Origin of the sequence: Neorhizobium galegae (genome assembly GCF_021391675.1) — a bacterium.
Classification (GTDB): domain Bacteria; phylum Pseudomonadota; class Alphaproteobacteria; order Rhizobiales; family Rhizobiaceae; genus Neorhizobium; species Neorhizobium galegae_B.
Window position 1 is genome coordinate 488,566 of the sequence record NZ_CP090095.1, and the last position, 24,444, is coordinate 513,009.

Here is a 24,444-nt window from a genome sequence, read left to right on the forward strand (position 1 = left end):
CGTTCATCACGATAGATCACGACACCGACGATGTTGTCGAAGAAGGTTTCCATCCGACGCCCTTCATCGATCGCCAAGCGGGGTAGATGCCGATAGCTGACGACTGATATATTTTTTATTTCAATGGCTTAGATCGTATCATGGCGTAGTTTCGGATACCTTCGGATGGGTCTGAATCACTCCCATTCGATCGTGCCGGGGGGCTTGCTGGTCACGTCATAAACGACGCGGTTGATGCCGCGGACTTCGTTGATGATGCGGGTGGCGGTGCGGCCGAGGAAGTTCATGTCGTAGGGATAGAAATCCGCGGTCATGCCGTCGACCGACGTGACGGCGCGTAGCGCGCAGACGAAGTCGTAGGTGCGGTAGTCGCCCATGACGCCAACCGTCTGTACCGGCAGAAGCACGGCGAATGCCTGCCAGATCGTATCGTAGAGACCGGCCTTGCGGATTTCGTCGAGATAGATCGCATCCGCCTTGCGCAGGATGTCGAGCTTTTCGCGGGTGACGCCGCCGGGGCAGCGGATCGCGAGGCCCGGACCCGGGAAGGGATGGCGGCCGATGAAGCTTTCCGGCAGGCCGAGCTCGCGGCCGAGTGCGCGAACTTCGTCCTTGAAGAGCTCGCGCAGCGGCTCGACCAGCTTCATGTTCATGCGCTCGGGAAGGCCGCCGACATTGTGGTGGCTCTTGATGGTAACCGAAGGTCCGCCGGAGAAGGAGACGCTTTCGATCACGTCCGGATAGAGCGTGCCCTGGGCGAGGAAGGCTGGAGAGCCCTTGCCGTCGGCGGCGATCTTTGCGGCTTCCGCCTCGAAGACCTCGATGAACAGCCGGCCGATCGTCTTGCGTTTCACTTCCGGGTCGGTTGCGCCCTCAAGCTGGGTCAGGAACAGCTCGGAAGCGTCCACATGGACGAGCGGAATGTTGTAGTGGTCGCGGAACATGCCGACGACCTGCTCGGTCTCGCCCATCCGCATCAGGCCGTGATCGACATAGATGCAGGTCAGCTGGTCGCCGACCGCCTCATGGATCAGCACGGCCGCGACGGAGGAATCGACGCCGCCGGAGAGGCCGCAGATCACCCGCTCCTTGCCGACCTGTTCGCGGATCTTGCGGATCATCTCGGCGCGATAGGCAGCCATCGTCCAGTCGGACTTCAGGCCGACGATCTTGTGCACGAAATTGGAGAGCAGCTTGGCGCCATCGGGCGTGTGCACCACTTCCGGGTGGAACATGGTGGTGTAGTAGTGTCGGCTCTCGTCAGCCGCGATCGCGAAGGGCGCGTTCTCGGAGGTCGCGATGACCTCGAAGCCTTCCGGAAGCTGGGTGACGCGGTCGCCATGGCTCATCCAGACCGGATACCGGCCCCCGACCTCCCAAAACCCTTCGAACAGCGGGCTCTTGGCCTTGATCTCCACGTCGGCGCGGCCGAATTCCGCTGCGTGCCCGCCTTCGACGACACCGCCGAGCTGGGTCGCGAGCGTCTGCTGGCCGTAACAGATGCCGAGGATCGGAACGCCGCTGTCGAACACCGCCTGCGGTGCGCGGGGGCTGCCTTCGGTGGTGACCGATGCCGGGCCGCCGGAGAAGATCACGCCCTTGGGCTGGAGTTTCTCGAACGCGGCACTTGCGTGCTGAAAGGGATGGATTTCGCAGTAGACGCCGGCTTCACGGACGCGACGCGCGATGAGCTGCGTCACCTGGCTGCCGAAATCGATGATGAGAATGCTGTCGGGATGAGCTATCTGGGTCATGCCGAGCCTTTAAAGAAAGTTCCCTATTCTGGCAACCGGGATTCAGGCGAAAATCGCCCGCTCAGAGCGCGATGGCGCCATCCTCCAATCCCTCGAACAGGCTGTCGACCGCATCCGCCAGCTTTTTGTCGATCACATGCAGGTATTCGGTCCAGTCGCCGACATGCTTCAGCTCTTCCTTGCCGTCGGAAATGCCTCGCAGGCCAATCAGCGGAATCTCGAAAAGCTGGCAGCAGCGCAGCACCGCGAATGTCTCCATGTCGACCATGTCGGCCCCGACGAGATCATAGGCGGCACCGGAGACGATGTTGCCGCCGGTCGATAGCGAAGCTTCCCTGACGCCGGGGATGCGCAAGGGGAGGGGCATGATCGCCGGATGGTCGAGGAAGGGCGTGCGGCCCTTCTCGAACCCGAGCGGCGAGGCGTCCATGTCGCGATAGGCGACCGACGAGGCCTGATAGATTTCCGTCTGCTCGAGATTGCGGGAACCGGCGGAACCGAGCGAGACGACGAGATCGGGCAGATCGTCCGTTGCTTCGAGCCGGGTCAGCGCATGGGAAAGCACGACAGCGGCCTCCACCGGCCCCACGCCGGTCATCAGCGGCTTGATGCGGGATTTGAGCGCCGGGCCGTATTCGGCATCGACGGCCATCACGAAGAGAATGGATTTGCCGCCGGCGAGGCTAGGTTCGCCGAGCGGAAGTGAAGACGTCATCCGGTTATGTCCTCTCGGCCGCGGATCACCATCATGGTGCCGGTCATGGAAGCAATGAGTTTGGCGGGGCCGTCGCCGATCGCATAGGCGCGGCCGTCCGCGACTATTATCGTCGAGCCCGGCTTGGTGATTTCGCCGCGGAACAGGAAGCGATCGCCGCGGCCGGGCGACATCAGGTTCACCTTGAATTCGATGGTGAGGATAGAGGCTTCCGGTTCAATGACGGTATAGGCGGCATAACCGCAGGCGGCATCAAGCGCCGCGGAAATCACGCCGGCATGCAGGAAACCGTGCTGCTGGGTGAGCTTGATGTCGAAAGGCAGCTCGATCTCGACTATCGCCTGTTCGATGCGTGTCAGCTCTGCGCCGAGCATCCCCATCGCGCCCTGCCGGGCGAAGCTCTGGCGTACCCGCTCGCGGAAGTCGCCCGTATCTTTCCCGTTCATGTCCCATCCCTTTCGCAGTTGCGAAATTGGCATGGCGGGCGATGTTCGGCAAGCCGTACGATGGAGCGTGCTTAATTCATGAGGACGATCGACAGGTTGAGGAGCGTCGCGAACGCGACCCAGAGTGCATAGGGCACGAAAAGCCACGCAGCCCTGCGATTTTCCTGCCAGCTGGCGGCGATGAACAACAGGATCGAGACCAGCAGCGGCACGATGACGACGAGGCCGAGAACCGGGCTCTGCATGGCGAAGAAAGCCGGCGACCAAAGAAGGTTGAGCGCGGCCTGTATGGCAAAGAGAACGAGGCGGCGGCCGTTGTTCTCGTCATACCAGGTCTCGGAAAGTACGACGCCGATCAGGACGTAGAGGACCGTCCAGACCGGCGCAAAGATCCAGCCCGGCGGATTGAAGAAGGGTTTGTTGAGCGATTGATACCATTCGCCAGGGACATTGCTTGCGCCGCTCAAGGCGCCGAGTGCGACGCAGGCGACGATGAAGAGGATGGTGGCAAGGGTTCTGTTCATGCCGGCCAGAGATAGTGCGGACGCCGCCGCTGGCCAGATCAGCCGAGCCGAGCGATATGCTGGTCCCAGGCAACTTGGCTGCGTGTCTCGTTGAACTTCCCATCGTAGGACGAAACGGCGATACCATGCGCGGCCGGCGCGACGCCGGCGGCATCGCGGATGGCCTCTTCCTTCACCACCGCGCCAGTTTTCGCGTCGAGCGTGACCGCAGCGCCGCCGACGGGCGAGGTGAGGCCGACGACGCCGTCACGGCGGTTGACGGCGATGGCGCCGACATAGTTGCCGAGGCGGAGGGTCGTCTCCTCCGGCAACGAGACGAAGGACAGGTCCTCGCCCCTGGAAAACCAGCCGGCGAGCGGCGGTAGGGCATTGCGTGCGCCTTCCCATTGGCAGGCGAACCAGATGCGGTCGTTTTCCGCGAGGTCGAGATGGCGCGTGGAGAGCTGTTTCAACGAGGCGGGTAGGCGGTGCCGCTGGATGAGGGCGCCGGTCTTCGCGTCGAGCAGAACCAGCGATGGTTCCATGCGGTCGACATTGAGCTTGGTGCGACCGAAATCAGGGTTGGTCTCGATGCCGCCATTGGCGATGACCAGCAGCTTGCCGTCGTCGGAAACGGTCATGTCGTGGGTGCCGATGCCATGGGCGTCGAATTCACCGATGCGGCGGAACCTGTCTCGCGCATCGTAGACGCCGATCATGCCGCGATTGCCGTCGAAATCGTTCTCGCTGGCATAGAGCCTGGTCCCATCCGGCGAGAAATGGCCATGCCCGTAGAAATGCCGGCCTTCCGGAGAGGTGACCATCACCGGTTCGGCCTGCCGCGACGGGTCGAACACCATGGCAAACGTGCCGGGGCGGCGGGCGAATGCGACGGTGCGGCCGGTAGCAGCGCTATAAGCCATGCCATGGGCGCGGGCGGGCAGGGCAACACGGTCGATAATCTCGCCGCGTTCCGAAACGGTGGCGACGCCGAAAGAACCGTCCGGCGCACGAAAACCCGAGGCATAGACCGCATCAGAGCGTTCGAGCGCCATCAGCGAGCGCGGCGAAAGGGCGGCGGTGAAGGTAATCCCCGCCGCCTTCAGGAAGCCTCGCCGGTCGATGGCCTCGCCGCGCCACATGGTCTTAGTCGCCGTCGGCAAACGAGAAGCCAGAGCTGAGGCCGATCGCACCGCCATAACCGTCGTTCAGCTTGGCGATGACGTCCTTGCCGTCCGCCAGCAGCGTATCGAGCTTCTTGCGCTCGGCAGCATTCTCGACCGCCTTTTCGAGATCCGGCGTGATCTTGGCAGAAAGTTCGATCATCGACTTCAGCTGCGCCTGCGTGGCGGCAACGATCGGTCTGTCCTTCTCCTTCAGCAGTTCCACCATGCCGGATTTTTCGAGCAGGGTCGAAAGGCCTTCGAGATTGCCCTTGATAGCCGGCCAGGTGTTCTTCGAGCGCCAGAACAGCGCCTGCTTGGGGAATTTCGCCTTGTCGGCGCCCTTGTAAAAAGTTTCGATCCGCTGGTCGCGCACCGCTTCCGCGCCATGCACGAGAATGCCGAGCAGCGCCGTGATCGCCTCGCCGCCGGTGCGGAAATCCGGATTGTCCGGCCCCGGCTGCTCCCAGGCCTTCTGGATGCCGTCGGGCGCATCCCAGATATCGGAAAGTTCCCTGGCGACATTGGTGATATTGCCAGCGACGGCCGCGCCATAGCGGCAGCGGTAACTGTTCTTCGCCTTGAGAAGTTCGTCGGAACCGGTGCCGGCAAGAACATATTCCAATGCGCCAAAACCTTGCATGGCGACGCTCTTGGTGCCGAGCGTGGCGGGGTCTGTGGCAGTTTCATCGACCTTGGACAGGACCGACTGAACCTGCTTCAGTCCCGTACTCTTCCGATCCGGGTAAAAGAGGATGCGTTCGAAGCGGTTCTTCTCGATGACGGGACCGACGCGAACCACTTCGATATGCGCCCAGCTCACCGCCGCATCGCGGAAGGCGCCTTTCGCGGCATCGTAGTTCGTCTTGGAGGGCGCTTCACAGAGCGCCTTCATCGCGGTCGTCATCTTGCCCGCGGATTCGTGGAATGCGTCGTACCCTGGCCGGATGAACCCGTCGACCGCAGCCGTCATCACCTTGGTGACGTCAGCCATCGGCAGATCCACCGAGGGCGCGGGTTCACCTTCCTGCGCGACAGCAGCGGTGGGGAGGAGCGAGACCAGTCCGGCAAAGAGGATCTTGCGCATCAGAGAGACTCCAGGAATTTGAGGAGGGCAGCACGGTCTTGTCTCGAGAGTGCGGCGAAGGCATCGCGGGCCTTCTGCGCTTCCCCGCCATGCCAGAGAACGGCTTCGGTCAGGTTTCGCGCCCGGCCGTCATGCAGGAAGAACGTGTGGGCATTGACGGTTTCGGTGAGGCCAATGCCCCAGAGCGGTTGTGTGCGCCACTCGTTGCCTGTGGCAACGCCCACCGGCTGGCCGTCGGCGAGGCCTTCGCCCATGTCGTGCAGCAGGAAATCCGAATAGGGCCAGATCAGCTGGAAAGCCTGCGCCTTGTTGCCGGCATCGCGGCTGGTCACGAATTTCGGCGTGTGGCAGGCGGTGCAGCCGGCCTGGTAGAACAGTTCCTTGCCCTTCAGCACCGTCTTGTCGCCGATATCGCGGCGGGCCGGCACGGCGAGGTTTTCGGAATAGAAGGTCACGAGCGGCAGGACCGGATCGGGCGCTTCGACCGGCCCGAGCCGCTGCTGTACACCGGTCGGCAGGGCGAGGCACGCAGCTTCGGCCTTGGTGCAGTCGCCGTGGTCGAACGGGTTGTCGGGCGTGGAGATGCCGAGGTCGCCGGCAAAGGCGGCCGAACTCTGGTCGCGGACCGAGGCATTCTGCCCCTTGAAGCCGAACCGGCCGAGCTTCAGCTCGCCGGTCTTGTGGTCGCGCACCATGGCCGTCCTGCCGGAGATCCCGTCGCCGTCCTTGTCGTCCGGATCGGCCAGGCCGAGAATGTCGGCATCGTGGATAGCCTGAATAAGCCCCATGCCGATCATCGGCGGCGCCATGCGCGGCGACAGCGTCACGTCGCCTTCCATCGCGCCGTAACCGAGGTCGGCAACCGCATAGGTCGGCTTGCGCAGGTTGACGACTTCGCCGTCGTCAAGTTTGACCGGGATTTCCTCGTAGGAAATCTGCATCCGGCCTTCGGAGGCGAGGCCAGACACGGCGAGGTCCTGCAACTGCTCGCCATAGATCGCGTCGGGGAAATTGAGTTTCCGGTAGTCGGAGACTGCCTCGCGTTCCTCGTCGGTGCGCGCCGGACGCGCGAGCCGGAGGAACATCGAGGTTGCGTCGGCACCGCCTTCCGGGGGATGGCCGCGGCCGTCCTTCAGGTGGCAGCTCTGGCAGGCACGGGCGTTGAACAGCGGCCCCAGCCCGTCGGAGGCCTGTGTCGAGGAAGGCGCCGAGACCCAGAGCTTGGTGAACAGCGCATTGCCGAGCTTGAACGTCCCTTCTTCCTCGAAGGTGATGTTGGCGGAGAAATGCGAGAAGGCGTCGCCATTGACATCGGCGCGGCTGGTCGCGGCCCCGCCGGACATGGTCTCGAACGGCTCGGGCTTGGAGAAATCCGTCGTCGGGCGCGTGACGCTCTCGACGCGTTTCTGGTCCTTCGGATTGAGATCCGTGCGGATGGTCGGGAAAAGAGCATCGCCACCGGTCGCGATCAGCGGCGTGAGAAGGAGAGTGCCCGACAAAATCGGCAACAGGAAGACGAAAGACTTGGGCGTTCTCATGGGAAATCGGGCCGCAGGCTGAAGGTCAGCCGCGGCCCGCCTTTTCATTGCTTATTTGAAGACAGCGTCAGGATTATCGAGGCTGTCGGAACCTTCAAGCTCTACTTTGCCAAGCTTCAGCGACGCAATGACGCGCTCGACGCTCTTGCTCTGGTCGATCAGGCCGTCGATCGCCTTCTGGACGACCGCATTGCCCTCTTTATTGCCCTCGCCGATCATCTGGTCGTAGGCCTCGACCTTCTTTGCCCGGTCGGCCATGGCGTTCATGGCGGCGAGCGTCGCGTCGAGCTTGCCGAGCATTTCGGTGTCGAGCGACTTGTCGGTTGCCGCAACCAGTTCGGAGAGCGAAGGCCCGGTCATCTTGGTGCCGTCGACGCGGGTATAGTCACCCGTATAGGCCGACTTGATGCCGATCGCGTCGTTGAGATGCGAGTTGTAGGTGTTGTCGGAGAAGCAATCGTGCTCCTCTTCCGGATCGTGCAACAGCAGGCCGAGCTTCATGCGTTCGCCGGCAAGCTCGCCATAGGAGAGCGAGCCCATGCCGGTCAGGATGGCGGTCAGGCCCTTCTTGGAATTGGCCTCGACATTCCTGGTGGCCTTGCCCTTCGGGCCCCAGGCGGTGACCATGTCCTTGAGATCGGAGACGAGCAGGGCGGACGCGGCCATCAGGTAATCGGCGCGGCGATCGCAATGGCCGTTGGTGCAATTGGCCTTGTCGTAGTCGGTATAGGAGCGCTTGCCGGCGCCCGGTCCGGTGCCGTTCAGATCCTGGCCCCAGAGCAGGAATTCGATGACATGGTAGCCGGTCGCGACGTTCGCCTCGATCTCGCCGGCCTCGTTCAGGCTGCGCAGCGTCTTGGCGTCGAACTTCGAAAGGTTGAGCGTCTTGCCGTTGACCTTGATCTTCGGGTTGGCAATGACGTTAGCGGTATAGAGTGCGTTCTCGTCGCTCTCCTTGCCGTAGGAGGCGTCGACATAGTCGATCAGGCCTTCATCGAGCGGCCAGGCATTCACCTTGCCTTCCCAATCGTCGACGATCGGGTTGCCGAAACGATAGACTTCCGTCTGCTGGTAGGGAACGCGGGCAGCGATCCATGCGTCCTTGGCAGCCTTCAGCGTCTCTTCGCCGGGCTTGGCGATCAGCGCGCTGACAGCCTTGTCGAGCGCCTGCGCGGTCGTCAGCGAATCTTCGTACTTCGCATGTGCCAGTTCGGCATAGTGTTTTAGGACGGCGGCGGATGTGGTGGCGGCCTGCGCCTCTGTCACGACGAACGCCGCGGAGGCGGCGAAAAGCGCCAGGGCGGCGCCGAGAACGGTCTTGCGGATCATGTCCCTCTCCTTCCGGCCCGGATCTCTCCCCGGCCGTCAAGGGTTCATCGCGCAATTGGAAACTGGTGTCAAACTATCTAGTTTAGAACAATTTGAAAGTAGAACTCGACTTTGACTTTGACCCTGACGCACTCAAACTTTGCGTTGCATACGGCAGAAAAAGAATCCGTCCGTATCGGTACTTGCGGGCGTCAGCGTCACTGTCAGCGCATCCTGCGATCGTGGATGGGGCGTGTCTTTTCCAAAAATCTGATCCCAGCGGGCTGCCGCCGACGTGATCGAGAATTCGGGATTTTCAGCGCAGAAGCGGGAAACCTGCGCGTCGTTCTCCTCCGGCAGAACGGAACAGGTGACGTAAAGAAGCGCGCCGTTCGGCTTCACGAAGGCGGCGGCTTCGGAGAGCGCTTCCTGCTGCTGGGCGAGGCGCTCGTCCAGGTTCTTCGGGGTCAGTCGCCATTTGGTGTCCGGCCGGCGGCGCCATGTGCCGGTGCCGGTGCAGGGGGCATCGACCAGGACCGCGTCCAGCTTGCCCTTCAGCGTGTTGAGCTGGCGCGCGTCGTCATGCACCTGCACATTGCGGGTGCCGGCGCGGCGCAGCCGCTCGATGATCGGCGCCAGCCGCTTGCGGTCGGCGTCATAGGCGTGGATCTGGCCCTTGTTGTGCATGGCGGCCGCCATAGCGAGCGTCTTGCCGCCGCCGCCGGCGCAGTAATCGAGAACCTGGTCGTGTTCGCCCGGCTGCACGAGTTCGGCGACGATCTGCGAGCCTTCGTCCTGAACTTCGAACCAGCCTTTCTGGAACGAAAGCTCGGCGGTAACGTTGGGCAGGCGGGATGCTCCCTCGCCGGCGGCAATCCGGATGCCGTTGCGGGCGATGCGCGAAGCCTTTGCGTTCGAGCGTTCCAACGCCTTGACGACCTTCTCGCGAGACGCCTTCAGCGTGTTGGCGCGCAGATCGAGGGTCGGGCGGTCGGCCAGTGCCTTGGCCTCAACGAGCCAGTCCTCGCCGAAATTGGCTTCGAAGGACGGCTGGATCCAGTCGGGTATGTCGCCCTGCACGTGCAGGGGCGCATCCTCAAGGTTGCGGGAGGCGAGCGACGAGAGGTTCGCCTCGGTCAGGGCCGGTGGCGCGAAACGGTCGTCGGTAAACTCGGCCTGGAGTGCCTCGGGTGTGAAGCCCCATTGCCGGATCAGGACCGCGTAGGCGAGGGCCGCCGGGCTTTCGTCGTCCATGAGCCAGGCATGCGACAGACGCATGCGCAACGCGTCGTAGACGATGTTGCCGATTGCGGCACGATCGCCGGAACCGGCGAAACGATGGGCGAGGCCCCAGTCCTTGAGGGCATCGGCGACAGGGCGCCTGCGCGTCTCGATATCGGCCAGCACCTCAATGGCCCCGGCAATTCGTCCGCCCAATCGCATGTCGCTCTCCGTGTCGGTTGCACCCGTGTGGCACGGGTCGTAACCGTGATCGCGCGATAGGGCAATAGGCCGGTCTAAACCGTCCCTCTGGCCAGCCTCAGCCTTCGATCGCTTTCAGGCCCTTGCCCGGGACCTTCTGATCGCTGGCGTCGACGATCTGGTAACAGACCTGGGCGGTGCCGGAGCTGATCATGCCGATGTTCTTGGCTGCGGCCTTGGAAACGTCGATCACCCGGCCGCGGATGAATGGCCCGCGGTCGTTGATGCGAACGACGACGCTTTTGCCGTTGCGCTTGTTCGTCACGACAACCTTGGTGCCGAATGGCAGCGTCCGGTGGGCCGCCGTCATCAGAGAGGGGTTCATTCTTTCCCCGGATGCGGTCTTCGATCCGAGGGCATACCAGGATGCGTGACCGCATCCGGGCGCAGCATTGGCCTGCGCGGCGCCGAGAGTTGCAAAAGCAGCAATGGAGGCCGCGGCGAAAGTCGAGCGTCGAATTGTTGTCAAGTCGGTCGTCCCCGTTCGTTTTGTCCCTGCACGTTGCGTGCAAAACGGCTAAGCGGGGCGAAAAGTGGCAAAAAAGTGGGACTTTCGATCACGGAACGTTACAGTCTGTAACATTTGTGATTAGATTGCCGTCGATCTTTTTAAGAAGCCAGCTAAGCTTCTTCGGAAGAAAACCTTTAAAAACAGTCAGAAAGCGGAATGTAGTTTCAGCGAGACTCGCAAGAAGTCTGCGATCACGAAAATTGCAGAAAAAAATTTATCGTGATGCGAGGCCTATGGCCTCATTTGGGCAAATTTTGTGGCGCTCAGCCGTAAGTATTAAGAAATAATAACTAGATCAACCGATCAGGATGAAAATTTCAACCGTTTCAAAATGGGAATTTCAACCTCGCCAGCGGCGCGAGGTCCACATTTCGGCGAGCGACATCCGGTAGTTCGGGAAGCGGAATTCGAAGCCCGCGGCGCGGATCCTGGCGTTGGAAACGCGCTTGTTGGCGCCATAGAAGGAGCGCGCCATTGGCGTCATGTCGGCAGTCTCGAAATCCTGTTCCGGCGGCGGCTCGACACCCATCAGGCGTGCCGCTTCGACGATGACATCCTGCGGCGGACCGGGCTCATCGTCGGTGACATTATATAGGCCGCCCATATTGCCCTTCGCGAGGAAGAGCGCCGCGCCGGCGATATCCTCGACGCGGATCCGGTTGAAGACTTGGCCTCTCTTTATAATGCGCCGCGCAGTGCCGCGGGCAAGGTTGACGAAGGCGTTGCGGCCGGGGCCGTAGATACCGGAGAGGCGCAGGCTCGCCACCGGCAGACCGGCGGCCCGCCCTTCCGTGGCCCAGGCCTCTTCCGTATCGACCCGCTCGACCGACCGGCCCTGGATCGGGCTGCCCGGGGTCTCCTCGGTGACCCAGCCGCCGCCATGATCGCCATAAACGCCGACGGTCGAGAGATAACCCACCCATTCGAGCTTCGGGCAAAGCGCGCGCAGCTGCCCCGAGACGAGCTTGAGCAGCGGATCGCCCTCGGTGCCGGGCGGGATCGACTGCACCAGGTGCGTCGTCTCCCGAAGCTCGGCCAGCAGTTCGCCGCTGAACGGGCTGCCGTCGAACACGAAGGCCTTGATGTCATGGGCCGCAAGCTCCAGTGCCTTGTGGGCCGTTCTGACGGTGCCGGAGACCCGATGGCCTTCGGATTTGAAGGCCTCGGCGATTGCCCGCCCCGAATAGCCGCATCCGAAGATCATCACATTCATCAGGCCGCTCCCGCCAATCGCCATTCTTCCCGCACTTCCGGATCGTCTTCCACACCGCGTGCCTCGGCAAACCGCGAGAAGTCGTCTTCTGTCATCAGCCGCTTCAGGGCCCATATAGCCATGCCGCGCACCACGGGCGAGGGGTCGCTCGCAAGTTCGAGACATTGCCCAGCGAGCCTGGCGTCACCGGAATTGCCGGCAGCGATCAGCACGTTGCGGATGAACCGGTCGCGGCCGATGCGCTTGACCGGCGAGCCGCTGAAGAAGGTTCGAAAGGTCGCATCGTCCAGGGTCAGCAGAAACCCGATCGACGGTTCCTTCAGGTCTTCGCGCGCCTGCAGCTTCATTTCCGAGGCGCTTGCCGCGAACTTGTTCCAGGGGCAGGCAGCAAGACAGTCGTCGCAGCCATAGATGCGGTTGCCGATCAATGGCCGGAATTCCGGATCGATCGGGCCTTTGTGTTCGATCGTCAGGTATGAAATGCAGCGGCGCGCGTCGAGCCGATAGGGAGCCGGAAAGGCAGCCGTCGGACAGGCGTCGAGACAGGCCCGGCAGGAGCCGCAATGGTCGGTCTCGGGCGCGTCTATAACAAGGTCGGCCGTGGTGAACAGGCTGCCGAGGAAAAGCCAGGAGCCATGGGTGCGGCTAACGAGATTGGTATGCTTGCCCTGCCAGCCGAGCCCAGCCGCCTCCGCCAGCGGCTTTTCCATCACCGGTGCGGTATCGACGAAGACCTTCACGTCCTCGCCGGCGCGCGCGGCAAAGCGCGTGGCGATCTCTTTCAGCCGGCCCTTGATGACGTCGTGATAGTCGCGGTTGCGCGCATAGACCGAGATCGCCGCCTTGTCGTGCTTTTCGAGTACGCCGCGCGGGTCCTCGTCCGGCCCGTAGTTCAGCCCGAACATGACTATCGAACGCACCTGATCCCACAATACCTTCGGGTCGGCGCGGCGTAGCCTCGTCTCTGCCATCCAGTCCATGCTGCCGTGGTGGCCGTCGGCCAGGAAAATCTCCAGCCGCTCCGGCGCCCGCGGGATGCTGTCCGGGCCGGTAACATGGCAGAGATCGAAGCCCTGCGCCTTCGCCTCCTCGCGGATGAAGGCGGTCAGCTTCTCCCGCCGCGGGAGCGCCTTTTCTTCCTCCCGCGAGGTCGCGTCAGAAATCAAGGTCCGCATAATGGGATACCGGGGTGAGGCCGCGGATGCGTTCGGCAAGCATCGGCCGGAAGGAGGGTCGCGATTTCAGCCGCTGATACCAGTCCTTGGCGACCGGCGTCTCCGACCAGTCGATCTCGCCAAGATAATCGAGAATCGAAATCGAAGCGGCGGCGGCAAGGTCGGCATAGCTCAGCCGGTCGCCCGCAAGCCAGGGCCGTGAACCGGCAAGCCAGGAGAGATATTTCATGTGCTGGCGGATATTGGCGCGGGATGTGCGCAGCACCTTCGAATCCGGCGCGCCTCCGCCTTGAGCCGTCGTCATCTGCAGCTTGTAGACCCGCTCCCGGGTCAGCGGCCGGGTGACATCCTGCTCCATCTTCTGCAGGAACCATTCCGTCAGGCGCCGGATCTCGGCGCGCTGCCACGGGTCTTCCGCAAGCAGCCGGCGGTCGCGCTTCAGCACGCCGTGGGTTTCGTCGAGGAATTCCAGGAGCACGGAAGGGCCACAAAGCACTCTCATGCTGTCGTCGACATAGACCGGGAGCGTGCCCGCAGGATTGAGCGTCAGGAATTCCCGCCGCTTTTCCCATGGCTGTTCCTCGACCAGATCCGCCTGGAAGCCATATTCGGCGAGAATCAGCCGGACGAACCGGGAGGCCGAAGACATGGAATGATGATAGAGCGTGGGCATGGATACTTGAACTTCACGAACTTCGTATAGGAGGGGCAGGGGCGCCTCGCGCGCCCGCCTGACATATGGCAGCTATATGGATTTGGTAGTCCCAAGACAAGCAACGGCTCATAAACTGCTTAAAACTGCCCTTATCTGCTCAATAAAGGATTAAGAATGGCGGATCAGTCCATCATCAGCGCGCTCATCCTCGGTTTGATCGAGGGGCTCACTGAATTTCTTCCTGTTTCCTCGACCGCCCACGTTCTCTTGGCTGGTCATTTCCTCGGTTTCCAGTCCCCCGGCAACACTTTCGCGGTCCTGATCCAGCTCGGTGCGATCCTCGCCATCCTGCTCGTTTATGCCCGCAAGCTGCTGCAGATCGCGGCCGACCTGCCGACCAGTCCCAAGGCGCGCAGGTTCGTGGCAACGGTGCTGACCGCATTCCTGCCCGCGGCGGTGATCGGCGCTTTGGCCCACAGCTTCATCAAGGCCGTGCTGTTCGAGACGCCGATGCTGATCTGTGTCATGCTGATCCTCGGCGGCTTCGTGCTGCTTGTGGTCGACAGGATCAAGTTTCAGCCCAAATACCACGACGTGATGGATTATCCGCTGTCGCTCGCCTTCAAGATCGGGCTCTTCCAATGCCTGGCGATGATCCCCGGCACGTCGCGATCCGGCGCGACGATCGTCGGTGCACTGCTGCTCGGCGCGGATAAGCGCTCGGCGGCGGAATTTTCGTTCTTCCTCGCCATGCCGACCATGCTCGGCGCCTTCGCGCTCGATCTTTACAAAAACCGCAATGCCTTGAGTCTCGACGACAGCGCGTTGATTGCGGTCGGTTTTATCGCCGCTTTCGTCACTGCCATCCTGGTAGTGCGCTCGCTGCTCGATTTCGTGTCGAGCCGCGGCTATGCGCCGTTCGCCTACTGGCGAATCGTCATCGGCGCCGCGGGCCTGATCGCCCTGCTGCTGGGAGCGTAAAAAGAAGGCGGCTCAAAAGGCCGCCGACTTCCCGATCACATCAATGATGGATGGATGCCGTGCTGCACGGGTCGACGCCGTATGCGGGCGTGCATTCGCTCTTGCCGGCTGCGCCCGTCGTCGGGGCCATGAAGGAGCCCGCGAGGATGATCAGCGCTGCGCATGCAAAAAAGAGGGCGATGGGCTTGCCCATGGAGGAATGCCTTTCGATGGAAGATTTTATCGTCACGGTTGCGCCGCTTGTTTGGTGAGGGAGGATCTATGGGTTGGATTAGAAGAATTCAATAAAGGATTTTGCTGAACCGGCCGTTAACGCGAACGCTTCAGCCACTGCGACCTTTGTGCCACAATCCTTGCCCGAAACATGAGCGACAACAAAGGGGTGCCCGATTTTTCATCGGGCACGACCGGTATATCGAAGCGAAACAAATCGCTGGATATGGTTAATGATATCAGGCCGCGCGGCCGGAGCCCGTGTACTGGCCCTGCGGGCGATACTGCACAAGGTAGGATGGCAGGATAGAGGACGCGAGCGTCGGGCGGATGCCTATCCCCTGCAGCGTGCGGCCTTCCGTGACGGCGGCATCGGAAACCACGGTGTCGATCTTCAGCAGCTTCACCTGGTCGCTGGTGATCGGCGGCTGGACGAAGGGGATCAGAGACGCGATGCTGCCGATCAGCGATGCGAAGCCGAAGGGCAGAGAGACGAGCGCATTGCTGCGATTGGTGACGCGCAACATCGTCTCGAGACACTGGCGGAAGGTCATGACCTCGCCGCCGCCCAGCTCATAGATCTTGCCGGATGCAATCGTGCCGTCGACCGAGCGTGCGACGGTTTCGGCAACGTCCTCCACATAGACCGGCTGGAACTTCGTCTTGCCGCCGCCGATCAGCGGCAGGGCAGGGAAAGTGCGGGCCATGGAGGCGAACTTGTTGAAGAAGCTGTCTTCCGGGCCGAAGACGATCGACGGCCGCAGGATCACGGCATCCGGCAGCGTCGAAAGGATCGTCGCCTCGGCGCGGCCCTTGCTGCGTGCATAGGACGATTCCGAATCGACATCGGCGCCGATCGCGGAAATATGGGTAAGCTTGGCACCGGCCGCACGTGCCGCATCGACAACCGCGCGAGCACCAAAATCCTGGACGGCGTCGAACGTGTTGCGGCCGCTCTCGAACATGATGCCGACGCAGTTGACCACATGCGAAGCGCCTTCGACGGCCTTGATGACCGACTGGCGGTAGCGAAGATTCGCCTGGACCAGCGAGATCTGCCCGACATAGCCGGCCGGCAGCAGGAAGCCTGCGAGATCCGGACGGCGGACGGCAACCCGGACGCGATAACCGCGCTTGGCGAGCGTACGAACCACATGCCTGCCGACGAAGCCCGATCCTCCGAAAACGGTGACGAGCGGCGGAAGGTTGTTGATGGTCATGGCGTGCTCCGGGAGCCTGTGGGACGAGATGAGTGCTGTTTAACCGAATCGCGGCACGGGTGGAAGTGTCTCCACTGCCGCACCGACCGCGACAACCGATTCTTAAAGGCCGTCGAGGACGACGATTTCGCCATCCGCCACTTCCTGGCGGATCTTGATGGCGATCGCATATTCGGGCGAATTGTAGCAGTCGATGGCGGCCTGCATCGAAGGGAATTCGATGATGACGTTGCGGGCGCGGGACTTGCCCTCCATCGCCGCCATCGCGCCGCCGCGGGCGAGGAAATTGGCGCCGTATTTCTCGAAGGCGGGCGTGGCGGCTGCGATATAGTCCTTGTAGCGTTCCGGATCGCGGACATCGACGCGAGCGACCCAATATCCCTTGGCCATGGTATTTCCTCCAACGTGTTTTCGGTTGCGATGACTTCAGGCAAATTCCGGGGTGAGTCAATATGACAGGCTTTGCGCCCTATCCTGCGGTCCCCGGGAACTCTTCCCGGACGGCGGCCGGGAGAAATCGTCTCCGGTAACGAGTAGTCGTCAGAGCGCGCCCTGCATCTCGGCGAGGATGGCTTGTGCCGCAGCCTTCGGATCCGGCGCCTTGACGATCGGACGGCCGACGACGAGATGGCTCGATCCGGCCCGCAATGCGTCCGAAGGCGTCATGACCCGCTTCTGGTCGCCTGCGTCCGAACCCGCAGGGCGGATGCCGGGCGTGACGATCGCCATGTCAGGACCGACGATCTTGCGCACCGCAGCCGATTCCTCGGCCGAGCAGACGATGCCGCCCATGCCGGCCGCCAGGGCTTGTTCCGAGCGGCGCAGAACCAAGGTGTGCGGGTCGTATTCGTAACCGGCGTCGACGAGGTCCGTCTCGTCCATCGAGGTCAGGACCGTAACCGCGAGCAGGCAGAGGTCGGAACCCCTGGCTGCCTCGACCGCGGCGCGCATCGCCTTCGGATAGGCGTGCAGGGTGAGCATAGTCATGCCCATCTTGACGATGTTCTCGACGCCCTTGGCTACCGTGTTGTCGATGTCGAGCAGCTTCATGTCGAGGAAGACTTTTTTGCCATCCTTCGCGAGATCGCGAGCAAATTCGAGACCGCCGGCAAACACGAGCTGATAGCCGATCTTGTAGAAGGAAACAGTGTCACCGAGCGTGGCGACCATCTTTTCGGCTTCGCCGATGGTCGGAATATCGAGGCCTACGATGAGGCGATCACGAGCGTTCATGCCTGGAACCCTTCCCATTTTTCGATGGGCGTCCAGTCGCATGAGACAGTCCGATCCGCAAGGGTGAAGCAGAAGAGATTTCCGCCGCCACCCGGCTGGTCCCGGTCGCGGGCGATCGGCGAGCCGGTGAGGTGGCATTTCAACAGCGTTCCAACGCCGCCATGCCCGACGAAGGCGATCGGCATGTGTGGATCGTGATCGGCGAGAATTCTGGTGACCGCCGAAACGATGCGGCTCTGCGCGTCCACGGCGCGCTCCCAGCCTTTGAAGCTCTCTTCCGGATGGGCAAAAAACCAGTTCGCAGCGTCCTCGAACAGCGGCGGCGGCAGGAAACCGGTCGCCGAGCGGTCGTTCTCATGGGTGTCGTGCGCGATCTCGATCGAAATCCCCGAGGCGGCAGCGATGATTCCGGCGGTCTCTATCGCTTTCACTTCGTCGCTGGAGATGATCCGGCCGAGCTTTTTTGCCCAGTCGGACTGTGCGGCCTCATGGGCGCGGGCAGCGCCGACATCCGAAAGCCCCCATTGAGGCACCGGAACGTCCGGATCGATACGAACCTGGGGATGGGTGATGTAGAGACCGAACGTCATGGTCAGCCGCGGCTATAGGTCCAGAGCTGCGCAGGCGGAATATTGCGGACCACGAAGTCGTAATGCTTGATCCGGTAACGGTCGGGCTGGGCGATGATCGGCGAGACGGGACCGTAGGTGATCTGCATCACCGGCCGGCCGGCCGGGATGCGGTCGAGCAGGTCTTCGAGCATCGCGATACGGCGCTCCATCGGGAAACTCAAAAGCGGGATCGCCGAAACGACGCTGTCGAAGGTCTTGTCCTTCCAGGCGCCGAGCGTGCGCTTCAGGTCGAAGGCGTCGCCGTTGATGAAGTTCACACCCGGATAGGTGCGGAGGAGATGCTGAAAGAAATCGGTCGAATATTCGACCGAGACCAGGTTTTCCGGCGAGACGCCGTGCTTCAGGATCGCCTTGGTGATGATGCCGGTGCCGGGTCCGAGTTCGAGCACAGGCAGGCCCGAGGCCGTGTCGATGACGCTTGCCATGCGTTTGGCGGTGACGGAGGAGGTGGGGCAGATCGCGCCGACCCGTTTCGGGCCGTCGATCCAACCCTTGAAGAACCGGATCTCATCATCGAACTTGCGGCCGAGCCGTTCCTTCAAGCGCAGTTCCATTTTTTAGCCTCTCCCTTTTGCCCCATGTGGAACCCCAATGCCGCAAAAGCAAGGAAAAATGTCGCACCTGGGAAACCGCATGAAAAAGGCGGCTGGAGTTTTCCAGCCGCCTCAATGATTTAAACCCGCATCGGCATCAACACATAGAGCGCATCGTCGCCCGCCGTGTCGCGCACCAATGTCGGAGAACCGGCATCCGCCAGCATGAAGATTGCGTCGTCACCCGAAAGCTGGGCGGTAATGTCGAGCAGGTATTTGGCATTGAAGCCGATTTCCATCGGATCGTTGTCGTAACCGACCGCAACCTCTTCCGTGGCGCTGCCCGAATCCGGATTATTGACGGTCAGCATCAGCTGGCCGTCGGTCAGCGACAGTTTTACGGCTCGGCCGCGTTCGGAGGAAATGGTCGAGACGCGGTCGACGGCCCTGGTAAAGCTCTGGCAATCGACGCGCATTTCCTTGTCGTTGCCGGTCGGGATGACCCGCTGGTAATCCGGGAAAGTGCCGTCGATCAGCTTCGATGTCATCACGACCGAGCCGATTGTGACGCGGATCTTGGCATCGGAAACCTCGACCGTGACAGCCGCTTCCGGATCGTCGACCAGTTTCTGCAGCTCGCCGACCGTCTTGCGGGGAATGATGATGCCCGGCATTCCTTCCGAGCCCGACGGTGCCTGCACATCGGCGCGCGCCAGACGGTGACCATCGGTCGCGACCGCGCGAAGCTTCAGGTCCCCGTCGGCTTCGATCGTGTGGAAGAAGATGCCGTTCAGGTAGTAGCGGGTCTCCTCGGTGGAGATCGCGAACTGGGTGCGGTCGATCAGCATTTTCAGATCGGTCGCCTTCAGCTTGAACGTATGCGTGAAGCTGCCGGCGGTGAGATCCGGGAAGTCCGATTCCGGCAGGCACTGCAGAGAGAATTTCGACCGGCCGGATTGCACTGTCATCGAGCCGCCGTCCGGGTTGGTGGCGAGCAGCACCTCGGAACCGTCCGGCAGCTTGCGGACGATTTCATAAAGCAGGTGCGCCGGAACCGTCGTGGCTCCGGCAGTCTCGACCATAGCCGGCAGGACCTCGGTGATTTCGAGATCGAGGTCGGTCGCCTTCAGATCGAGACTGGCGCCGGACGCGCGCATCAGCACGTTGGAAAGGATCGGGATCGTGTTCCGCCGCTCCACCACGCGATGCACGTGGTTCAGCGACTTCAGAAGGTTGGACCGCTCAAGAGTAATACGCATGGACGCAATCGCTTTCGACCGTGACGATCCGGCAGGGCCGGACCCTGATATTCTGCCGGCTTTGGGCCAGCCGGATGATGTGGACCGGCAAAATGGCAGACAACGCCTTCGAAAAGCAAGAGGTGAACAAGGCGTTAGCAAGTCATTTCACATCTGTCTCACGCACTGCACACAGAAAATATGCGTTCTCAACGGCTTGCGCTTTACTTGCCGAAGCCCGCCGGCTTGCCCATAAAGGCACATGACCATCCTTTTGCGCGTGACATTCCTTGACCGATGACCTGAAGAGCAGCCAACGCGGCTATCGCGTCGCCAACACTTTCGTGCCTGCGCGGCCGCTGGAGCCGGCGCTTTATCTGGTCGCAACCCCGATCGGCAATCTCGGCGACATCACGCTGCGGGCGCTCGAAACGCTCTCCGGCGCCGATGTGCTGGCCTGCGAGGATACTCGCGTAACCCGCGTGCTGCTCGACCGCTACGGCATCGTCAACCGACCCTACGCCTATCACGAGCACAATTCCGACGAGGTCGGGCCGAAGCTCATCGCGGCGCTGGAAGAGGGGAAATCGGTGGCGCTGGTCTCCGATGCCGGCACCCCCTTGGTTTCCGATCCCGGCTACCGGCTCGGCCAGATGGCGATCGAGGCCGGCCACAAGGTCGTGCCGATCCCCGGCGCCTCGGCGCCGCTCGCGGCCCTTGTCGGTTCCGGCATGCCGTCCGATGCGTTCCTGTTCGCTGGCTTCCTCCCGGTCAAGGACAAGGGTCGGCGGGACCGGCTGGCCGAGCTTTCGAAAGTGCCGGCGACATTGATCTTCTTTGAATCGCCGCATCGCATCGGCGCAACGCTTGGCGCCGCCGCCGAAGTGCTCGGGACCGGCCGGCGTGCGGCGGTCTGCCGCGAATTGACGAAGACGTTCGAGGAGTTCCGCCGCGGCACGCTGGAGGAGCTTGCCGCCTACTATAATGGCGATCGCGTCGTTAAGGGGGAGATCGTGCTGCTCGTGGCGCCGCCGGAGGCCGAGGAGCCTCCCGGCGAGATCGAGGTTGACGCGCTGTTGCGCCAGTTGGCCTCTGCAATGCCGGCCGCCAAGGCCGCCGCCGAAGCTGCCCGCGTGACGGGACTTCCGCGCAAGGACCTCTATCAGCGGCTTCTGGACCTGAAAGGCGAGGCAGGTGGCGGAGAGTGACCCAGGCTTGAAACGCCGCAAAGCCGAGCGGCAGAAGGCTCAGCGATGGGGCCATGTCTCGGAATATCTCGCCGCGCTTTATCTCTTTGCCAAAGGCTACAAGGTTCTGGCGATCCGCTACCGTACTAGGCTCGGCGAGATCGATCTCATCGTCCGCAAGGGTGATCTGGTGGCCTTTGTCGAGGTGAAGGCGCGGATCGGCGAGCAGGAGGCGATCGACGCCGTCGGTTTTTCGACACAGAGGCGCATTCGGGCCGCAAGCGATCTCTGGCTTTCGAAGCGGCAGGATGCCGCAAGGCTATCACAACGTTACGACGTGGTCGCGGTGCTTCCGGGCCGTCTGCCGCGGCATTTTGCGAACGCTTTCTGACGCTGATGTGAAATTGTTGCATAGGTGTGCAATGTAACATTTCTGACATAAAACTGTTAAGGGCCTGTCACAGCCTGGCCCTATTGCGGTCCTCACCCCAACAAAGGTGGAGAGGACCTTAAAATGTTCAAAAAGCTTTCGATGGCCGCGATCGCGGTCGCTCTGTCCGCGACCTCGTCGCTTGCTGCGACCGAAGTCACCTGGTGGCATGCCATGGGCGGCGAGCTCGGTAAGAAGCTCGAAGAGATCGCTCAGAAGTTCAACGAGAGCCAGAGCGACTACAAGGTCGTTCCAGTCTACAAGGGAAGCTATCCGGAAACGTTGACCGCCGCCATCGCCGCGTTCCGTGCCGGCCAGCAGCCGGCCATCGTCCAGGTCTTCGAAGTCGGTACCGGCACGATGATGGCCGCCAAGGGCGCCGTCTACCCGGTCTACAAGCTGATGGCCGACGAAGGCGAACCCTTCGACACCAAGACATTCCTGTCTCCGGTCACCGGCTACTATTCCGATACGAAGGGCAACATCCTGTCGCTGCCCTTCAATTCCTCCACGCCGATCATGTACTATAACAAGGACGTCTTCAAAAAGGCTGGCCTTGATCCGGAGGTTGCCCCGAAGACCTGGAAGGAAGTCGAGGAATTCTCGAGGAAGATCGTTTCCTCCGGCGCTGCCAAGTGCGGCCTCACCTCGGCCTGGATCACCTGGGTCCAGACCGAAAACCTTTCGGCGCTGCATGACAAGCCTTTCGGCACCCTGGAGAACGGTTTCGGCGGTGTGAAGTCCGAATTCACCTTCAACGGTCCTCTGCAGGTCAAGCACTGGGCAAACCTGAAGAAGTGGCAGGACGAAGGCCTGTTCAAGTATGGCGGTCCCGTCGGCGGCGACCAGGCGGCGACCATGTTCTATTCCCAGGAATGCGCCATCACGATGAACTCCTCCGCAGGCCGCGCCGGGGTCATCAACAACGCCAAGACCTTCACGCCGGGCTTCGCTCCGCTGCCTTATTACGACGACGAGATCAAGGAGCCGAAGAACTCCATCATCGGCGGTGCCACCCTCTGGGTGCTGAACGGCAAGGAAAAGGCGACCTACAAGGGTGTAGCCAAGTTCTTCAGCTATCTCTCCAAGCCGGAAGTCCAGGCCGATTGGCACCAGTTCACCGGCTACCTGCCGATCACCAATGCCGCATATGATCTCGGCCAGAAGCAGGGTTATTACGCAAAGAACCCGGGCTCCGACATCGCCATCAAGCAGATCACCCGCGGTACTCCCTCGGAAAATTCGAAGGGCGTGCGGTTCGGCAACTTCACCCAGGTCCGCACCATTGTCGACGAAGAGTTCCAGGCGCTCCTCGCCAACAAGAAGGACGCCAAGCAGTCGCTCGACAGCGCGGTGCAGCGCGGCAATGCGCTTCTGCGTGAATTCGAGGCTGCCAACTCGAACTGATTGTTCCGATTGCTGCAGGGAGGACCGGCTGCCGCCGGCCCTCCCTTGCTTGCTTGTTACGTTGTAGTGAGGGACCGGTGGATACCAAGAGAACAACCTTCAACAACCGCCTGCTGCCCTATCTGCTGCTCGCGCCCCAGCTCGCTATCACGCTCGTCTTCTTCATCTGGCCTGCCGCGCAGGCAGTGAAATCCTCCTTCGAGCGGGAAGATCCTTTTGGCTTCTCGACCGTTTTCGTCGGATTGACCCATTATCGGCGGCTGTTTGAGGACCCGAACTATCTGGATGCTCTCTGGCGCACCGCCGTATTCGCGGTATCCGTAACCATCCTTTCGATGATGCTCGGCCTTGCATTCGCGGCTGCGGTCGACCGCCTGGCGCGGTCCGCGAAAATCTATACCACCCTGCTTGTCTGGCCTTATGCCGTCGCACCCGTTGTGGCGGGCGTCCTGTGGTGGTTTCTCTTCAATACATCCACGGGCCTGTTGCCCTTTTTCCTGGAGCGCATCGGCATTCGCTGGGACCATGATCTCAACGGCACGCATGCCATGATCCTGATCATCATCGCGGCAGCCTGGAAGCAGATCTCCTACAACTTCCTTTTCTTTCTGGCCGGGTTGCAGTCGGTGCCGCAGTCGCTGATCGAGGCAGCCGCCATCGACGGTTCAGGCCCGGTGAGGCGCTTCTTCACCATCTCTCTGCCGCTTCTGTCTCCGACGACGTTTTTCCTGTTCATCATCAACGTGAACTACACGATGTTCGATACCTTCCCGATCGTGGATGCCACGACGGGCGGCGGGCCCGCCCAGGCGACGACCACGCTCGTCTACAAGGTCTATCAGGACGGTTACGTTGGTCTCAACATCGGTTCGTCCTCGGCGCAGTCGGTATTGCTGATGTTGATCGTGATGCTGCTGACCTTCGTCCAGTTCCGCTTCGTCGAACGCCGCGTCCAGTATTGAGGAACGATCATGGTTGAAAATCGCCCCTTCCTGACCTTCCTCACCCACGCTTTCCTGATCCTGGGATTTCTGATGGTCGCGCTGCCGGTCTATGTCGCGATCGTGGCATCGACCCACGACATCTCGACGCTGATGAGCGGGCCTGTCCCACTTCTGCCGGGCTCGCATCTCATCGAGAACTATTCGACCATTCTGACGAGCGCCTCTGCGGCTCACGGCCTGCCCAATTATTCGCATATGGCGCTGAACTCTCTGATCATGGCGTTGGCGATTACGGCCGGAAAAATTGCCATCTCGATCCTTTCCGCCTTCGCCATCGTCTATTTCCGGTTTCCTTTCCGGCTGCTGGCCTTCTGGATCATCTTCGTGACCCTGATGCTGCCGGTCGAGGTGCGCATCATGCCGACATACAAGATCGTCGCCGACCTCGGCATGCTGAATTCGTGGGCCGGCCTGACTGTCCCCCTGATCGCATCGGCCACGGCGACGTTCCTGTTCCGCCAGTTCTTCATGACGGTCCCCGACGAGCTTCTGGAAGCGGCCCGTGTGGACGGAGCAGGCCCAATGAAGTTCTTCCGGGACATTCTGCTGCCGCTCTCACGCACCAATATCGGCGCTCTATGCGTCATCCTCTTCATCTATGGCTGGGTTCAGTACCTCTGGCCGCTCCTGGTGACCACCGACCCCGGCTATTACACGCTGATGATGGGGATGAAGCGCATGGTCACCGTGCAGGACGGCGTCATCGAGTGGCAACTGGTCATGGCAGGTTCCGTTCTCGCCATGCTTCCCCCCATCCTCGTCGTGGTTTTCATGCAGCGGTTGTTCATCCGCGGGCTCACTGAAACGGAGAAATAA

26 protein-coding genes are annotated in these 24,444 nt (G+C 61.8%); 6 read left to right on the top strand and 20 right to left on the bottom strand.

What is annotated here, in order from left to right; genetic code table 11:
• Positions 1-176: 176 nt before the first annotated feature.
• From guaA to LZK81_RS02435, 13 genes are all read right to left on the bottom strand, one after another.
• A complete protein-coding gene (gene guaA, locus LZK81_RS02375) occupies positions 177-1,754 on the bottom strand; it encodes a glutamine-hydrolyzing GMP synthase (protein ID WP_233955084.1) in 1,578 nt (525 codons plus the stop codon).
• 61 nt (positions 1,755-1,815) lie between these two features.
• Entirely contained in the window at positions 1,816-2,469 is a 654-nt protein-coding gene (locus LZK81_RS02380) for a 5'-methylthioadenosine/S-adenosylhomocysteine nucleosidase (protein ID WP_046603062.1), read from the bottom strand.
• The gene (locus LZK81_RS02385; protein WP_233955085.1) at positions 2,466-2,915 is read right to left on the bottom strand and encodes a PaaI family thioesterase; all 450 of its coding nucleotides are present in this window, start codon (positions 2,913-2,915) and stop codon (positions 2,466-2,468) included. The genes LZK81_RS02380 and LZK81_RS02385 overlap by 4 nt, the downstream gene beginning before the upstream one ends.
• A 71-nt stretch (positions 2,916-2,986) precedes the next feature.
• On the bottom strand, positions 2,987-3,439 hold the full coding sequence (locus LZK81_RS02390) for a TspO/MBR family protein (RefSeq protein WP_233955087.1): 453 nt from the start codon (positions 3,437-3,439) through the stop codon (positions 2,987-2,989).
• A 38-nt stretch (positions 3,440-3,477) separates the two neighbouring features.
• On the bottom strand, positions 3,478-4,560 hold the full coding sequence (locus LZK81_RS02395; protein ID WP_233956432.1) for a DUF1513 domain-containing protein: 1,083 nt from the start codon (positions 4,558-4,560) through the stop codon (positions 3,478-3,480).
• A gap of 4 nt (positions 4,561-4,564) precedes the next feature.
• On the bottom strand, positions 4,565-5,668 hold the full coding sequence (locus LZK81_RS02400) for an imelysin family protein (RefSeq protein ID WP_233955088.1): 1,104 nt from the start codon (positions 5,666-5,668) through the stop codon (positions 4,565-4,567).
• Positions 5,668-7,206: a di-heme oxidoredictase family protein gene (locus LZK81_RS02405; RefSeq protein ID WP_233955089.1), complete on the bottom strand. Its 1,539-nt coding sequence runs from the start codon at positions 7,204-7,206 to the stop codon at positions 5,668-5,670. The genes LZK81_RS02400 and LZK81_RS02405 overlap by 1 nt, the downstream gene beginning before the upstream one ends.
• Before the next feature lie 51 nt (positions 7,207-7,257).
• On the bottom strand, positions 7,258-8,535 hold the full coding sequence (locus LZK81_RS02410) for an imelysin family protein (protein WP_233955090.1): 1,278 nt from the start codon (positions 8,533-8,535) through the stop codon (positions 7,258-7,260).
• 132 nt (positions 8,536-8,667) lie between these two features.
• A complete protein-coding gene (locus tag LZK81_RS02415; RefSeq protein ID WP_233955091.1) occupies positions 8,668-9,957 on the bottom strand; it encodes an RsmB/NOP family class I SAM-dependent RNA methyltransferase in 1,290 nt (429 codons plus the stop codon).
• A 97-nt stretch (positions 9,958-10,054) separates the two neighbouring features.
• Positions 10,055-10,465, bottom strand: a complete 411-nt coding sequence (locus LZK81_RS02420; protein ID WP_046639738.1) for a septal ring lytic transglycosylase RlpA family protein — start codon at positions 10,463-10,465, stop codon at positions 10,055-10,057.
• A 382-nt stretch (positions 10,466-10,847) separates the two neighbouring features.
• On the bottom strand, positions 10,848-11,720 hold the full coding sequence (locus LZK81_RS02425; protein ID WP_233955092.1) for an SDR family oxidoreductase: 873 nt from the start codon (positions 11,718-11,720) through the stop codon (positions 10,848-10,850).
• The gene (gene queG / locus LZK81_RS02430) at positions 11,720-12,895 is read right to left on the bottom strand and encodes a tRNA epoxyqueuosine(34) reductase QueG (RefSeq protein ID WP_233955093.1); all 1,176 of its coding nucleotides are present in this window, start codon (positions 12,893-12,895) and stop codon (positions 11,720-11,722) included. Before queG ends, LZK81_RS02425 begins: the two co-directional genes overlap by 1 nt.
• On the bottom strand, positions 12,876-13,568 hold the full coding sequence (locus LZK81_RS02435; RefSeq protein WP_037079594.1) for a glutathione S-transferase family protein: 693 nt from the start codon (positions 13,566-13,568) through the stop codon (positions 12,876-12,878). The genes queG and LZK81_RS02435 overlap by 20 nt, the downstream gene beginning before the upstream one ends.
• Positions 13,569-13,724: 156 nt before the next feature.
• Here LZK81_RS02435 and LZK81_RS02440 point away from each other — a divergent pair, with 156 nt between their 5' ends.
• Positions 13,725-14,531, top strand: coding sequence for an undecaprenyl-diphosphate phosphatase (locus LZK81_RS02440; protein WP_233955094.1), 807 nt, complete (start codon positions 13,725-13,727; stop codon positions 14,529-14,531).
• A 40-nt stretch (positions 14,532-14,571) separates the two neighbouring features.
• Here LZK81_RS02440 and LZK81_RS02445 read toward each other — a convergent pair whose 3' ends face one another.
• The 7 genes from LZK81_RS02445 to dnaN form a co-directional block, all read right to left on the bottom strand.
• A complete protein-coding gene (locus LZK81_RS02445) occupies positions 14,572-14,724 on the bottom strand; it encodes a hypothetical protein (protein ID WP_007763306.1) in 153 nt (50 codons plus the stop codon).
• 259 nt (positions 14,725-14,983) lie between these two features.
• Complete coding sequence (locus LZK81_RS02450) at positions 14,984-15,964, bottom strand: complex I NDUFA9 subunit family protein (protein WP_233955095.1); 981 nt, start codon at positions 15,962-15,964, stop codon at positions 14,984-14,986.
• Positions 15,965-16,066: 102 nt separating this feature from the next.
• Positions 16,067-16,354 (bottom strand): DUF1330 domain-containing protein, encoded by a 288-nt coding sequence (locus LZK81_RS02455; protein WP_037079589.1) that lies wholly within the window; start codon positions 16,352-16,354, stop codon positions 16,067-16,069.
• A gap of 150 nt (positions 16,355-16,504) precedes the next feature.
• A complete protein-coding gene (gene pyrF / locus LZK81_RS02460) occupies positions 16,505-17,197 on the bottom strand; it encodes an orotidine-5'-phosphate decarboxylase (RefSeq protein WP_233955096.1) in 693 nt (230 codons plus the stop codon).
• Positions 17,194-17,787 (bottom strand): histidine phosphatase family protein, encoded by a 594-nt coding sequence (locus LZK81_RS02465; RefSeq protein WP_233955097.1) that lies wholly within the window; start codon positions 17,785-17,787, stop codon positions 17,194-17,196. The genes pyrF and LZK81_RS02465 overlap by 4 nt, the downstream gene beginning before the upstream one ends.
• 2 nt (positions 17,788-17,789) lie before the next feature.
• Entirely contained in the window at positions 17,790-18,383 is a 594-nt protein-coding gene (gene pmtA, locus LZK81_RS02470) for a phospholipid N-methyltransferase PmtA (protein WP_046603076.1), read from the bottom strand.
• 119 nt (positions 18,384-18,502) lie between these two features.
• On the bottom strand, positions 18,503-19,621 hold the full coding sequence (gene dnaN / locus LZK81_RS02475; RefSeq protein ID WP_046603077.1) for a DNA polymerase III subunit beta: 1,119 nt from the start codon (positions 19,619-19,621) through the stop codon (positions 18,503-18,505).
• 269 nt (positions 19,622-19,890) lie between these two features.
• Between dnaN and rsmI the strand changes: the two genes are divergently transcribed.
• From rsmI to ugpE, 5 genes are all read left to right on the top strand, one after another.
• Entirely contained in the window at positions 19,891-20,808 is a 918-nt protein-coding gene (gene rsmI / locus LZK81_RS02480; protein WP_233955098.1) for a 16S rRNA (cytidine(1402)-2'-O)-methyltransferase, read from the top strand.
• Complete coding sequence (locus tag LZK81_RS02485; protein WP_046603079.1) at positions 20,795-21,178, top strand: YraN family protein; 384 nt, start codon at positions 20,795-20,797, stop codon at positions 21,176-21,178. The genes rsmI and LZK81_RS02485 overlap by 14 nt, the downstream gene beginning before the upstream one ends.
• 123 nt (positions 21,179-21,301) lie before the next feature.
• The gene (gene ugpB, locus LZK81_RS02490) at positions 21,302-22,624 is read left to right on the top strand and encodes a sn-glycerol-3-phosphate ABC transporter substrate-binding protein UgpB (RefSeq protein WP_233955100.1); all 1,323 of its coding nucleotides are present in this window, start codon (positions 21,302-21,304) and stop codon (positions 22,622-22,624) included.
• A gap of 77 nt (positions 22,625-22,701) precedes the next feature.
• On the top strand, positions 22,702-23,586 hold the full coding sequence (gene ugpA / locus LZK81_RS02495; protein ID WP_046625654.1) for a sn-glycerol-3-phosphate ABC transporter permease UgpA: 885 nt from the start codon (positions 22,702-22,704) through the stop codon (positions 23,584-23,586).
• A gap of 9 nt (positions 23,587-23,595) precedes the next feature.
• Positions 23,596-24,444 (top strand): sn-glycerol-3-phosphate ABC transporter permease UgpE, encoded by an 849-nt coding sequence (gene ugpE, locus LZK81_RS02500; RefSeq protein ID WP_046609559.1) that lies wholly within the window; start codon positions 23,596-23,598, stop codon positions 24,442-24,444.